This is a genomic window from Sphingomonas carotinifaciens, from assembly GCF_009789535.1.
In the GTDB taxonomy this organism is placed as follows: Bacteria; Pseudomonadota; Alphaproteobacteria; order Sphingomonadales; family Sphingomonadaceae; genus Sphingomonas; species Sphingomonas carotinifaciens.
Genome location: NZ_WSUT01000002.1, coordinates 12,057 through 24,765 on the forward strand (window position 1 = coordinate 12,057; position 12,709 = coordinate 24,765).

Here is a 12,709-nt window from a genome sequence, read left to right on the forward strand (position 1 = left end):
TCAGGCTTTCACTCTTGCAGGTGTGCAGTTGTTCACTTCATCAAGCACGAACTTCAGCAGCATTGCAACTTCCTGCGCCGCCTTGCCTTTGGGCTCATGCTCGGTGACGCCCAGACCGTACGGCCAGGCGGCGCGAAAGGCGCTACGCTCGCGCATGATGGCGGGCGCGACCTGAAGGCCGGTCGCCTCGGCCAGCGTCCGTGCATCGCTCAGCAGCGTCGTGGCGGTGGGCGGCGCCGCGTTCAACACCACCGATCCGCGCCGGCCGGTACTGGCGATCAGCTGCGCGGTGCGCTTGATCGCGTCGAGGTCGATCAGCGAGGGGCGGCAGGGGATCAGCACCAGATCGGCGCGCTGCGCCGCGGCTGCGGCCTCGGTGCCGGCTGCGGGAGGCGTGTCGATGATCGTCAGCCCGAAGCCGCTGGCTGCGGCCGCGTCGATCGCCTGATCGAGCCGGCGTGCGCTGATTGGCTCGACATGCGGCGCTTCCTCCTGGCGACGCTCGCTCCATGCTGTGGCGCTTTCCTGGGGATCGAGGTCGAACAAGGCGGTCCGGATGCCCGATGCTTCAGCGGCAACCGCCAGGTTCACGGCCAGTGTCGACTTGCCGACACCGCCCTTTTGCGCTGCAAAAGTGATAATATGCACGTGTGCACACCTTCATAAAATCTGCCTTGGTTTTATGAAATAAATCAGAGCGGCACAATTGCAGATCATCCACCTTTGGCGATGATAGTGCCGCGCGGGTTGCGATCGACATGGTGCCAGCAGGCGGGGCGGCCACTGCGTCGTTGCCGCAGGCCGGCATCCTTGAATGAAACGCCGCGGTAGAACGCAGCATCTTGAAAGCGGGCGGATAGCCGGGCATTTTCAAGGCTATGCGAATGCATGGCGTTCGTTGTCCTGCCAGATAAGGCGCATCAATTGATTCCACGCGTGCTATTTGCACGTCGGTCCTGATAAGGTGGCTGCATGCTCAAAACACGGATCAAACGACAGGCTGACCAGGGTGAGCGCGCGCGCAAGCGCCTCGCCGAAATCGAAGCGTCCATCATCTCCTTGAACGACGAAGATTTGCTGGACCTTGCCGATATCTTCAAGACACAGGCGGGAACGCCGTTGGTCGAGACGGCTGCGGCCGAAATGCAGAGGCGCAATATCCGGCTTTGACCGGACTCTCCGGCCGGTGACGACCGGGCATGATGGGCCGCCTGTAATGGAACGTCATGTAATTCCGGGTGGCTGGTCCATGCCCTCGCGTCATGCTTCCCTCCGAATGGAGAGGGCGATGGGCGATCCCGAGGCTCCCATGCTTCAGCCGAGGTCAGCCACCGGTCGAGGCCATCACCGGCCGCGGTTCCCTTTGCCGCACCCATAGCGGTTCGATCTGCCCCAGCGCGCCATCATGGTCGTACTTACCGGATGGCGCCGACCTTCATCGTGCAGGCCATACCCGACCGATCCGCAACGGAACACGTTGGCTTATTGCCGGTAGCGGCATCCAAACCCGCCAGATGACCGCTGGACACCGGCGCGCATGATCCGTAATGTAACGTTGTAACGTAACATTACGGATCATCAGCATGGCCCTTTCCTCCGGCCCTGATCGGCGCCTGCCGGTCACCGTTCTGTCCGGCTTCCTTGGTGCCGGTAAGACGACCCTGCTCAACCATATCCTCGCCAATCGCGAGGGTCGGCGGGTGGCGGTGATCGTCAACGACATGTCGGAGGTGAATATCGATGCCGACCTCGTTCGGGGAGGCGAGGCGGCACTGTCGCGCGCCGAGGAAGCACTGGTCGAGATGACGAATGGTTGTATTTGTTGTACGTTGCGGGACGATCTGCTGGCCGAGGTACGGGCGCTCGCAGAGGCGGGGCGGTTCGATTATCTGGTGATCGAGTCGACCGGGATTTCCGAGCCTTTGCCGGTGGCTACCACCTTTTCATTCCGCGACGAGGCCGGCGTTTCGCTGGGCGACGTCGCGCGGCTCGATACCATGGTGACGGTGGTCGATGCGCTCAATCTCCTCGCGGATTATTCGAGCCAGGACTTCCTTGCCGATCGCGGGGAGACGCTGGGCGAGGATGACAGGCGCAGTCTGGTCGGCCTGCTGGTCGAGCAGATCGAGTTTGCCGATGTGGTGGTGGTCAACAAGGCGTCGTCGGTATCGGCCGGGCAGCTCGCCACGGTCAAGAAACTGGTCGCCAGCCTGAACGCGGATGCGGTGATCGTGGCGGTGGACCGGGCGCAGGTCGACCTCGACCTGGTCCTCGCCACCGGGCTGTTCGACGAGGAAAAGGCGGCGCGTCACCCGCTCTGGGCCAAGGAACTGTACGGCTATGCCCATCATCAGCCCGAGAGCGAGGAATATGGCATCGAGAGCTTCGTCTACCGTGCGCGGGCGCCTTTCGATCCGGCGAAGTTCCATGGCTTCCTGACAGGCGGTGGCCTCGACCATGTGGTGCGCGCCAAGGGGCATTTCTGGCTGGCGACGCGACCCGACTGGGTAGGGGAGCTGGCGGTGGCGGGCAGCCAGACGACGAGCGCCCGCATGGGCCGCTGGTGGGCCGCGGTGCCCAAGCATCACTGGCCCGACGATGGCCAGTTCGAGACGTTCGTGGCGAAGCATTGGGACCCGGTCTGGGGCGATCGCCGGCAGGAACTGGTGTTCATCGGGATCGGCATGGACGAGGCACGTATCCGGCAGAGGCTGGATGCCTGCCTCGTCCCCGCCGCTGCGTTCACGCCGGAGCTCTGGACGGGCTTGCGCGATCCCTTTCCCGCCTGGGGCGAGCGGCAGATGGAGGCGGCGCAATGACGGTCGCGGCGATGGAGCGGCTGGTGGCGGGCGGCGTGGATCGTGCCGCGCTCGACGGGATCGCGCGGGTCGAGACCGCGCTGGCGATCTGGTGGCGGGAGGTGCCGGAGCGTCTGCGGGACGGGTTGGCGGCACTGGACCTCAATACCATCGACGATGTGCGCATCGAGGTGGCTGCCGGCGCGCCTGTCGCCACGGCGCTGCGCGCCGCGGCCTATCGCGGCGCGGTGGTCGCGCCGCTGGCGGCGGATATCGAGGCGCTGGTGCTGCGCCATGCCGCGCTGACCGGCGAGGACCGGTTGAAGGTCCGGCTGGAGGTGATCGAGACCGACGCCTGTCGCCGCTTTCATGCCGATTACGTCTCGCTGCGGCTGCTGTGCACCTATGTCGGACCGGGCACGCAGTGGTGCTGCGTCGACCGGCCGGATGCGATCTGCGAGGTGCCGACCGGGGCGGTGGGCGTGTTCAAGGGCCGCCTGCTGCTCGACCCGCCCCCCATCCTGCATCGATCGCCCCCGATCGTCGCGACCGGCAGGCGGCGACTGGTGCTGGTGATCGATCCCGCGCCCCCATCCGACCAGCAAGGAGACCTATAATGACAACCGTCATCGACAAATCCGTCGCCGAGGAGCGCTCGGCCGCATGGTGCCTGACCGAAGCGGGCAAGGTGTTGCTGCACTGGGCCGAGGCGGTCGGCCGGCGCGACGTCGACGAGGTGATGTCGCTTTATGCCCCCGACGCGATCCTGGTGCCGACGCTGTCCGACGAGGTGCGCGGTCGCGACAGCGACCGACGTGCCTATTTCGAGACGTTTCTCGCCAATGAAGGGATCGCGTGCGGCATTCTGGTGCAGAAGAAGCGGGTGAGCGCAAAGCTCGGCACCGTGGTCATCGGCGGTCTCTACGACTTCAACATTCCGGTGAACGGTACCGAGACGATCGTGCCGGCACGGTTTCTTTTCACCTTTGAAGAAATTGATGGTCGCTGGCTCATCACCGGTCATCATTCCTCGAAAGCAGCCGAAGATGTCTGAATACCACGCGACTGCATAACTGACAAAGTGCAGGTGTGCAGATAATCACGCCAAAGGATGATGTTTTGAGATGGCCGTCCAGCCGGGATCATCGCAGAAACGTTTTCGTGCATACGCCAAGCGTCGCTCTTCACGGCGCATAGATCACGTGACGGGCTATGGCGCCGAATGTATCTGGCGGGGGCGTGGATTGTTATGCAAGCGCCTGTTTGCAGCACGTCTCGCTTCTCCATGCCACAGAGGTGATTTTGGGGAAACGCATTCGGCAACAGGTTTTGGGAAAGCCGACCTGAGATCCGAATGCTTGGGCCTATCGGGTGGGAATGTCTTGTTGGAGGTTCCCGATCGGGAAAGCCATGCCCTTCCGATCCTACCCGGAACCGTTCATAGTCGGCGCATGAACGAGATGATCCGGTTGGCCACCATCGATGATGCTGCGGCTGTTACGATCCTCACCTGGACAGCCTATTCAAAATGGATTCCGCTTATCGGTCGCGAGCCGCTACCGATGAAGGCGGATCATGCCGCGCATATCCGGGATCATCGCGCCGACCTCCTGTTCGTCGGTGAAGACCTAGCCGCCCTCGTTGAGACGATCGAACGGGGCGATGACGTATCAATTGAGAACGTGGCGGTCGATCCGAGCTTTCAAAAGCGCGGCTACGGTCGAAAGATGGTCGCCCATGCCGAACAACTGGCGCGTGAGGCCGGACTGATCAAGGTTCGTCTCTACACGAACCAGAGGTTTGAAGAGAACCTACGCCTCTACGCTTCGCTGGGATATGAGATCGAGCGAGAAGAAGCCCTCAATGGAGGTGTCGCGATACACATGGTGAAGGTGGTCGCGTAGCTTTCCCATTTCTCGATGCTTGTGGGAATGCCCCGGCTGTCTCGCAGGCCGCTCTCGATTGGAAAGGTGGTGGGCGTGATCGGCGACGCCCACCAATAAGCTTAACCGGGTGAAGCAGCAGACCCGGCGAGCAAGCCGCCGTCGATGTTCACCTCTGTGCCGGTAACATAGGTCGCTTCGTCCGAGGCGAGTGTTACGGCGATGGCCGCGACTTCATCAGGCATCCCGAACCGCTTGAGCGGCGTGTCCACGACGAGCGCCTGCATCTTGGCATCCCGATCGGGACCGGTGCCCAGCATCGGTTCCCAAATTGGCGTGAGGATCGCGGCCGGATGGATCGAGTTGCAGCGTATCCTCCAACCTTGCTGCGCGCAGTAAAGCGCGACCGTTTTGCTGTGGTTACGGATCGCTGCCTTGGAGGAAGCATAGGCCGCCGCGCCGGGGATACCGACAAGCCCCGAGCGCGACGATATGTTGATGATCGAACCGGTTCCCGCACCCTTCATCGCGCTGATCGCATAGCGACAGCCGAGGAACGTCCCGTCGAGATTGACGCGGTGGACCTCGCGCCAATCCGCAAGGCTGGCGTGTTCTGGATCATGCGGAGTCATGCCCGCCTCAAACCCGGTCACACCGGCATTGTTGACCACCACGTCGGCCGCCGGAACGACGCCGGCAAGCCGATACCAATGGTCTTCGTCGCGCACGTCGAGCAGTTCGAACCGACACCCGATCTCGGCCGCAGTAGCCGCCCCTGTCGTTTCGTCTATGTCAGTGACTATGACGATGGCCCCTTCGTCGTGGAAGCGGGCCGCAATGGCGCGGCCGATGCCACGCGCCGCGCCAGTGACGACGCACGTCTTGTTGTTCAATCTTTGCATGATATTCTCGAAACCAGAGTCTAGTCGGCGGATCACTCCGCTGGCGTATGTCTTTCCGCTTTAGCGGTGACGCTGGATCATTTCGAAAACTCCCGAGAACATCGCTATCCTATGGCATCGAGCCGATGGCCGCAATTCCCGTTACCTAATCGTTGTGGGACGCCGTTAGCCGTCCCGATCGTCGTTCTCGACTGAAAAGACTAAACAACCTTCCCGCCTGAGCAGGTTTAAGTTGGAATAAGATCCCGTACGCGCCAACGGTACCAAATTTCGTCCTGCACCAGATGGATTGTGTCGCCTCGTCCCACGAGGAGGGTCGTTCGTTCGGAGGCCCATGAACCTCCCGGCGGCAGCGGCATCGACCACGTCGCGATTACGGGAGCCTGCTCGCCCGCGCCGGTGCCGGGAAGCGAGAGCAAGGCGAGCCGGTCATGTTCATACCCGCCTGCCAGCAGAGCATGATCGCCGGCGGTTGCGATCGCGAGCGACCCTTTCAGGTCGTTGCGCCACCAACGCGTCGGCTCGCCTGGAATGAAGCGAACCAGCGGGAAATACTCCACAGCGTACATATAAGGGCAGGACCAGACACCTGCGCCGTCGACGCTCATCGCGTAAGGATCGACCACGCCATAGCCTTCCTGCGGCCAGATCGGCAGGAACAGCGGGCTGCCGCCATCGCTGAAGCAGACGACTGCGTCGCCCCCTTCTGCATTCTGCTGCCCCGGCACCCGCCAATTGTTCGACGGCACGGATTCGTCGTCATAACCGACCCAGATGCGTTCACTGCTATCGATAGCCAGATGCTCAACGCCGTTACCCAGATGAAAACGATCGATGAGGTCGCCCGCCGGCGACAGCAATCGAGCATGGCCTTCTCGCGAAACCCGGTTCACGATGAGCCAGCGACCGTCGGCGAACCGTTCGAACGTCGGGAGCCACGTTTCCAACGGGAAAGTCGGACCTTGCGAGCAGGTGCCGTCCGACGCCACGATCCAGATACGTCCGCGCCCGGCAGCGACGAGTTCGGCCAGTCTGGAAGGCTGGACGATCTCCATCGACGTATTGGGTATCGCACGCCATCGGCGATGTTCTCCGGCAAGATCCACGTCCGTCGCAAGAACGGCCAGCGACCCATCGGCAAGGACGGAACGACAAACCGGCTGCCATTCGGGTGGCAGCGTGGCGAGGTACGTAATTGACGTGGCGGTAGCATATTGATCTTGTTCGTGCATATGCCAAGTATTGCTTTCATCTCATGGCTGCGGACAGAAGAATAACCAACTGAGGATTGTGACTGATCTCAATCCTGCGGTCTTCCACCTTATTGTTCGGTAGCTCGACGACTTTCCATTCAAGCGAGAGCGGGTAATTGATCGATCGCGACGAGGAGTATTACAGGCTGATATCAGCGTGCCGCTGATTGCTGTTATCCAGGCATTCCCACCCAATCGGAAACGGCAACGCTTCGGTGATCGACCACCAATTTGGGCGCGGCTTATACCGCGCCCGCCGCGTTCAGGGTTGGTGGGTCAATGTGCGCTCGACGTCGGTCAGATTCTGGTTCATTCGATCGGCATCTGGCCGACCGATCGTGCCATTCACCGTTTGAAGATGACCGGCTTCCGTCCGCACTTTGCTTACGGAGAGACGCAGCTTCGCGGCCTGTTTACGGGCCAGGTGATGCTCCCTGACCGCAATATCGATACGGTCGTTCAACGTGGCTGCACGTTGCTGAAGATAGTCGCTGTTCGTTTCAACGATGCCTTGGGCTTGAAGAGGAGTCCCGAGGCATAGCAGCGGCAACAAAATCGAAGGCGACAAGGTACGGCGCATATTCACTTCCTGTGCACGACTTCCGATCATCGGTGGCCGGTATGTCCAATACGCCGATGCATCATGAAGGCCCGCTGAAGGATTGCCGCCGCACGATCGTTCTTGATGAATGTCGAACGACGCGCTTGATCCCGGCGCTACTTTGCCGATCGCAATCGGGTTGCTTGCGTCTGACCCTCGACATGACGAACGATCAATATGTGGGCGACTGGGCGCTGTCCAATCCTGTTTCCCCGTCACCGCCTATGCAGTTCTTCAATCAGGGGTTAATTGATCGGCAGGCAATTATAGCCCGCACATGTTTGCCTATCTGCGATCAGAGCCGGTAGCCGCAGCGTAGAACAGACAATGGGCAGAGTTGGGTATTGATCCTCTGCACATCTGCAATATTGCAGATGTGCAGGAAGCCAGTAATGGTCAGCGTCTTGAAGCGATCGCAAGGCCGCTACCAAGTACCAGCGCATCCTCGACGAAGCCGGTTGCCGTCTGTCCATAGCGGGTCATCGCCGCGCAACGCAGGCGCCAGCCGGCATAGGAAGAGGCGAGCACGGCTGCGACCGCGATGGCGGCACCAAGCACGCGCTGGTCACGCGGTGCGAGTGCCGCCCCGGCATAGGCGGCGGTGACGCTGCGGACGGCAAGGCCGATCGGGACGATGCGATCGGGGGCGCTCTTCATCTTGTCGCCCGCCATTTCCGCGGCTGCGAATGCCGCAGTGCCGGCCGCGATCACCGGGTTCAGAAGCAGGTTTTGGAACGGCAGATCGGCCGGAATGTCGCCGTGTCGCGTCGCGGTGGCGATCGCTGCGAGCGGCGTGATGCCGCGCTGGCCGGCGACGATGCCGATAAGGAAGGAACGGATCATGCGCTGACCTCCGAAGCAGAGATCAGGCATAATCCTTCAGGATCGATCCGTATCCCTACGTCCATGCCTTGGCGCTGGCCGCGGCTCCGCCCAGCCACGTGCGTCAGCTGGGAGAATGGTCATTTTCGGTCATTGTATCGTTTTGCCAAGGTTTTGCCGATCAGCAAAGGTTGTAAATCTGCAATTAAAATACCGTGTAAACCGGATCTGATTTGGGGTATACTCACCGGTACGACCGGCCCGGACAATCATTTTCAGCAAGCATTTCTCTGGCATGGTAAAAATTAGAAATGATTTCAAATCAGTAAAGTAAGTATTTAGCAACAAAGAGGACCTTTGGTTCGTGGCAGCATTTTGCTCTGTAAACTGATAGCATAAGTTGTGTTTTGTTGGTGAAATCAGCGAGTTAACCTAGCTTAACCGGGTAGTTGCTTGATTGGATGCTGGCACCCATATCAATTATCTTGATTATATAGTATACCCTGCGGCTTGAGCAGGGAGAGTGTGTGTGAAGCGTCCAATTCTTCTCTTGGCGGCGACATGGTCCGTATCGCTTGGTGCCTGCGGTCAGGATGGCGCCGAACCCGCTGCCTCCACCATTCCAACAAGCGCAGCGCCCACGGTCACCGCCGCGCCGCAAGCGGTCGCAGCGCTGGGATGTCAAAGCCGATCGAGCCGCTATCCTTGGGGGCGGGGGGCCTTACGGACCTGGACTCCGCGATCCACGGTGGAGGCCGAACGCCCCGAAGCGACGCCGGGCACTGCCAGCGGCGCGCCATTTTCGGCGCGCCTCGTCCAGGCTTATGGCGAAGATTATGGAGAAGCACGTCGCACGGTCGTGCTGGAATGGGAGGATGGCTGCCGACGCCAGTTCCGGGCGGAGTCCTTCTCCGATGCCGATCGCACGCTGATCGACCGCGAAGTCGCCGCGCGAGCGTCCGTGGCCGATCCGGCAAGCTACCGCATCAACTATCGCCCGGGCATGACCTCGCCCGAACTGGTGCGGGACGGGAAGCTGGCGCTTCATACCACTCAGCATTTTTCCATCTGGTATGGCAAGAACACCGCAGGCAATTTCTACCGGACGATCGCGGAGCAAGGCCGGTCGATGGAGCAGGTGGTTCGCGAAACAGGCGAGTGGATGGAAAAGCAGTGGCTGATCAATCGCGACGTGCTGGAAGCGCCCATGCCCTTTGCCAGCGGCAGCGACCGGCAGAAGCTCGACATCTTCCTGTGCGGCACCGGCCGGCCCATCCAGGAGGGCGACGATCTGGAAGAGTGCGGGGCGAATGCCGCGGAGACAATGTCGGTTTCCGCCTGGGCCGTGCTCAAGGGCTCAAACGTGCTGGTCCACGAATTTGGCCACATGATCCAGTTCTATACGGGCGGTTTTCGCGACAAGGACGATGCCGGGATGATCTGGGAAACGGGGGCGGAATGGAATGCCTTTACCGTCAATCCCGTCTTCAATGCGACCAGTGCCGATTATCTGAACCAGCTGGAAAACGGCTTCCTCTTCTCGGTCGCGCGCTACGGTGCAAATCCGATCATGACCTATCTGTACGAGCGGGACGCCACCCGCGCGCTGGTGTTCGGCACCTGGCTGCGTAACCGTCGCGATGCCAGTGGCGCCACGCAGGAGGATTATCTGCCCGCCTTGGTCCGGCTGGCGCAGGAAGCGGGAACCTATCCGAACGGCCTTGCCTCGTTCGCCGACGATGCCGGCTGGTACGGCGCGCGGCTGGTGGCGATGGACTTCCTCAACCAGCGGACGATGCTGGACCAGTTGCGTCCGACGCGCACGACAAGCTGGCTGGCGCATTTCACCACCCCGCTGGTTCCGGTCGCAGGCGGGGACGCCACGCTCTACGATCCGCCGTCGCAGCGCGCGTTGCTGCAATGGGGGACGCACATCGTTCCGCTCACCGGCGATGGCCGGCAGGTGAAGGTGACTCTGACCGGCGCCACCACCGCCAACCGTGCCGCATGGCGCTTCTCGATCGTGGCAGTCGAGCCGAACGGCACGCCCCATTATGCACCGCTGGGTACCGCCGGGGGGCAGGGGAGTGGCACGACCATGTTGACCCCGCCATCCGGCACGAAGCTTTATCTTGCGGTCACCGCCACGCCCTATGCCTATGAGACGCTCGGCTGGCAGGAAAATGGTCAACCGGTAAAGGGCACCCGTTTCCCCTACCGCGTGAAGATCGAGGGCGCCACGCCGCGCACCGGCCCGGTCGAAGCGTGCAGTGCGGATTCCGCGCCGGGCACATGGACCACCAACTACACGCTGTCCGGCAACAAGGAGGGAGGACGGCCCTGCGCCTGAGCGGGGGCGTATATGCGTTGGCGACCAAGCCGCTCTCATAAGCGGCTTGGTTCGAGAGCAACATATACGCGGCCCATACTTGTGATTGGCTTCGGGCCGAATGATCGACACGCAAGGGATTGCTCCCCGCTATCCCAGCGTCTCCGCTCGCGCTGCCAGTTGCGTGTCGATCAAGGCCCGGAAGGACTCGGCGAGTTTCTGGCAATCGGTTTCGGGATGGACGATCCGGCGCATCATGCTGCCGAGGCCCAGCGCCAGGACTAGATCCACCAGCACGTCCCGGTCGACGATCCCGACGCAATCGACGCCCAGGGCTTCCAGCGCCGCGTGCAGGCTGCAGCGGATACGATTGTCGACTTCCCGGTAGATGTCGGCCACGCGCGGGTTGCGCGCCGCCTCCGCCATGATCTCGGTCATCATCCGGCATTCCTCAACCGGCTCGTCACAGGCGTAGAAGCGGTTGATCCAGTCGCGGATCGCCGGATGATCGTTGCGGGCGATCGCGGCACGGACGCAATCCTCCTGAAGCCAGGCCTCGACATCCTCGCTCGCGATCGCAGCGATGATATCCTCCTTGCTGGCAAAGTCCCGGTAGATCTGCCCGACCTTGATGCCGGAGGCGGCCGCGATCTGCGCCATGCCGGTTTGATGGAACCCGTTATCGGCAAACAGCGTTCTCGCCGTATCCAACAGGTGACGGCGACGTTCGTCCGCGCGTGGCGTGCGGCGCGAACAGCAGGGGGGAAGCGCCAGGGTCACGCGTGTAATCCTCTCATCTTGCTTGTTATCTCTTGCCAATGTCGGTTCGCCCCGATTACAGGGGCAAAAAATGTGAGTGATCGATCACTCACACTTAGTGTCTCTTGCAGGCGGATTCCATGAAAAACATCGTACCGGCTCTCGGTTTGGCGTTGATCCTTGCCGGATGCGGCGGGGGTGGTGAGCAACAGCAACAGCAGCCCGCCGGGCCGCCGCAGGTCGGCGTGGTCGAGGTGCGGGACGAGGCGGTGACGCTGACCACCGAATTGCCCGGCCGGACCAGCCCGTTCGAGACGTCGGACGTGCGGCCGCAGGTCAACGGCCTGATCCTTGCGCGCCTGTTCCAGGAAGGCGACTTCGTGCGCGAGGGGCAGCCACTCTACCGGATTGATCCGGCCCCGTATCAGGCGCAGGTCGCCAATGCCCGTGCCGGCGTCGCCCGGGCGCGCGCGGCGATCGCATCGAGCGCGGCGCTGGCCCGCCGCTATGGCGAACTGGTCAAGATCAACGCGATCTCGCGCCAGGAACTGGAGAATGCGACCACCAGCGCCCAGCAGGCGCAGGCGGACGTCGCGGCCCAGCAGGCCGCCCTGCGCACCGCGCAGATCGACCTGAACCGCACCACGCTGCGTGCGCCCATTTCCGGCCGGATCGGCCGCTCGGTCTATACCACCGGTGCGCTGGTCAGCGCGTCGCAGACCGATCCGCTGACCACCATCCAGCGCCTCGATCCGATCTATGTCGACATCCAGCAGTCGAGCGCCGACCTGCTGCGCCTGCGCCAGCAGATCATGTCGGGCGAGCTCGCCCGCGGGGGCGGTGCCGCGCGCGTCCGCCTGAAGCTGGAGGATGGATCGACCTATCCGCAGGAAGGCACGCTGAAGTTCGCCGACGTGACCGTCGATCCCGCCACCGGCAGCCAGACGATCCGCGCCGTCTTCCCGAACACGCGCGGTCTGTTGCTGCCCGGCATGTTCGTGCGTGCCGAGCTGGTCGAGGGTACGCGCGCTCATGCCCTGGTCGTGCCGCAGCGCGGCGTCACCCGTGACGAGCGGGGCCAGGCGGTCGCGCTGGTCGTGGGCGCCGATGGCAAGCTGGCCCAGCGGGTCATCACCGCACCGCGTACCGTTGGGCAGAACTGGCTGGTCACGGGCGGTCTGAAGGCCGGCGACAAGGTCGTGGTCGAGGGCGCGCAGAACCTGCAGCCCGGCACGCCGGTAAAGGCCGTGCCGTACCGCGAGAATGCGGGTCAGCAGGGCGGCCAGCCCGGCAATCAGGCGGGCGCCCAGCAGGGTGCCCAGCCGTCCGGCCAGCAAAAGGCCGGAGCACAGGGTAAGTAAT

General features: G+C 62.5%; 13 protein-coding genes. 7 read left to right on the forward strand and 6 right to left on the reverse strand.

Going from position 1 to position 12,709, the window contains the following annotated elements:
- Complete coding sequence (locus GQR91_RS01400) at positions 1–648, reverse strand: ParA family protein (RefSeq protein WP_149683330.1); 648 nt, start codon at positions 646–648, stop codon at positions 1–3.
- A 324-nt stretch (positions 649–972) separates the two neighbouring features.
- Between GQR91_RS01400 and GQR91_RS01405 the strand changes: the two genes are divergently transcribed.
- From GQR91_RS01405 to GQR91_RS01425, 5 genes are all read left to right on the forward strand, one after another.
- Positions 973–1,170 carry a hypothetical protein gene (locus tag GQR91_RS01405; protein ID WP_149683331.1) on the forward strand — a complete coding sequence of 66 codons (198 nt, stop codon included), beginning with the start codon at positions 973–975 and terminating at the stop codon, positions 1,168–1,170.
- A 413-nt stretch (positions 1,171–1,583) separates the two neighbouring features.
- Complete coding sequence (locus GQR91_RS01410; RefSeq protein ID WP_149683332.1) at positions 1,584–2,819, forward strand: GTP-binding protein; 1,236 nt, start codon at positions 1,584–1,586, stop codon at positions 2,817–2,819.
- Positions 2,816–3,415 carry a DUF1826 domain-containing protein gene (locus GQR91_RS01415; protein ID WP_149683333.1) on the forward strand — a complete coding sequence of 200 codons (600 nt, stop codon included), beginning with the start codon at positions 2,816–2,818 and terminating at the stop codon, positions 3,413–3,415. The genes GQR91_RS01410 and GQR91_RS01415 overlap by 4 nt, the downstream gene beginning before the upstream one ends.
- Positions 3,415–3,852: a nuclear transport factor 2 family protein gene (locus tag GQR91_RS01420; protein ID WP_149683334.1), complete on the forward strand. Its 438-nt coding sequence runs from the start codon at positions 3,415–3,417 to the stop codon at positions 3,850–3,852. The genes GQR91_RS01415 and GQR91_RS01420 overlap by 1 nt, the downstream gene beginning before the upstream one ends.
- A 397-nt stretch (positions 3,853–4,249) precedes the next feature.
- The gene (locus tag GQR91_RS01425) at positions 4,250–4,702 is read left to right on the forward strand and encodes a GNAT family N-acetyltransferase (RefSeq protein ID WP_149683335.1); all 453 of its coding nucleotides are present in this window, start codon (positions 4,250–4,252) and stop codon (positions 4,700–4,702) included.
- A gap of 101 nt (positions 4,703–4,803) precedes the next feature.
- On the opposite strand, the gene GQR91_RS01430 is transcribed toward GQR91_RS01425, so the two are convergent.
- The 4 genes from GQR91_RS01430 to GQR91_RS01445 all read right to left on the reverse strand — a co-directional run bounded on the left by GQR91_RS01430 (position 4,804) and on the right by GQR91_RS01445 (position 8,280).
- Positions 4,804–5,583 (reverse strand): SDR family oxidoreductase, encoded by a 780-nt coding sequence (locus tag GQR91_RS01430; protein ID WP_149683336.1) that lies wholly within the window; start codon positions 5,581–5,583, stop codon positions 4,804–4,806.
- 227 nt (positions 5,584–5,810) lie between these two features.
- The gene (locus GQR91_RS01435) at positions 5,811–6,815 is read right to left on the reverse strand and encodes a hypothetical protein (protein WP_149683337.1); all 1,005 of its coding nucleotides are present in this window, start codon (positions 6,813–6,815) and stop codon (positions 5,811–5,813) included.
- A gap of 283 nt (positions 6,816–7,098) precedes the next feature.
- A complete protein-coding gene (locus GQR91_RS01440) occupies positions 7,099–7,416 on the reverse strand; it encodes a hypothetical protein (RefSeq protein ID WP_149683338.1) in 318 nt (105 codons plus the stop codon).
- Between the two features lie 417 nt (positions 7,417–7,833).
- Positions 7,834–8,280 carry a DUF4126 domain-containing protein gene (locus GQR91_RS01445; protein WP_149683339.1) on the reverse strand — a complete coding sequence of 149 codons (447 nt, stop codon included), beginning with the start codon at positions 8,278–8,280 and terminating at the stop codon, positions 7,834–7,836.
- Between the two features lie 727 nt (positions 8,281–9,007).
- Here GQR91_RS01445 and GQR91_RS01450 point away from each other — a divergent pair.
- Positions 9,008–10,609, forward strand: coding sequence for a DUF6055 domain-containing protein (locus GQR91_RS01450; protein ID WP_149683340.1), 1,602 nt, complete (start codon positions 9,008–9,010; stop codon positions 10,607–10,609).
- Between the two features lie 129 nt (positions 10,610–10,738).
- Here GQR91_RS01450 and GQR91_RS01455 read toward each other — a convergent pair whose 3' ends face one another.
- Positions 10,739–11,368: a TetR/AcrR family transcriptional regulator gene (locus GQR91_RS01455; RefSeq protein WP_268878323.1), complete on the reverse strand. Its 630-nt coding sequence runs from the start codon at positions 11,366–11,368 to the stop codon at positions 10,739–10,741.
- Between the two features lie 119 nt (positions 11,369–11,487).
- Here GQR91_RS01455 and GQR91_RS01460 point away from each other — a divergent pair, with 119 nt between their 5' ends.
- Positions 11,488–12,708, forward strand: coding sequence for an efflux RND transporter periplasmic adaptor subunit (locus tag GQR91_RS01460; protein ID WP_112383691.1), 1,221 nt, complete (start codon positions 11,488–11,490; stop codon positions 12,706–12,708).
- The last annotated feature ends 1 nt before the right edge of the window (position 12,709 follow it).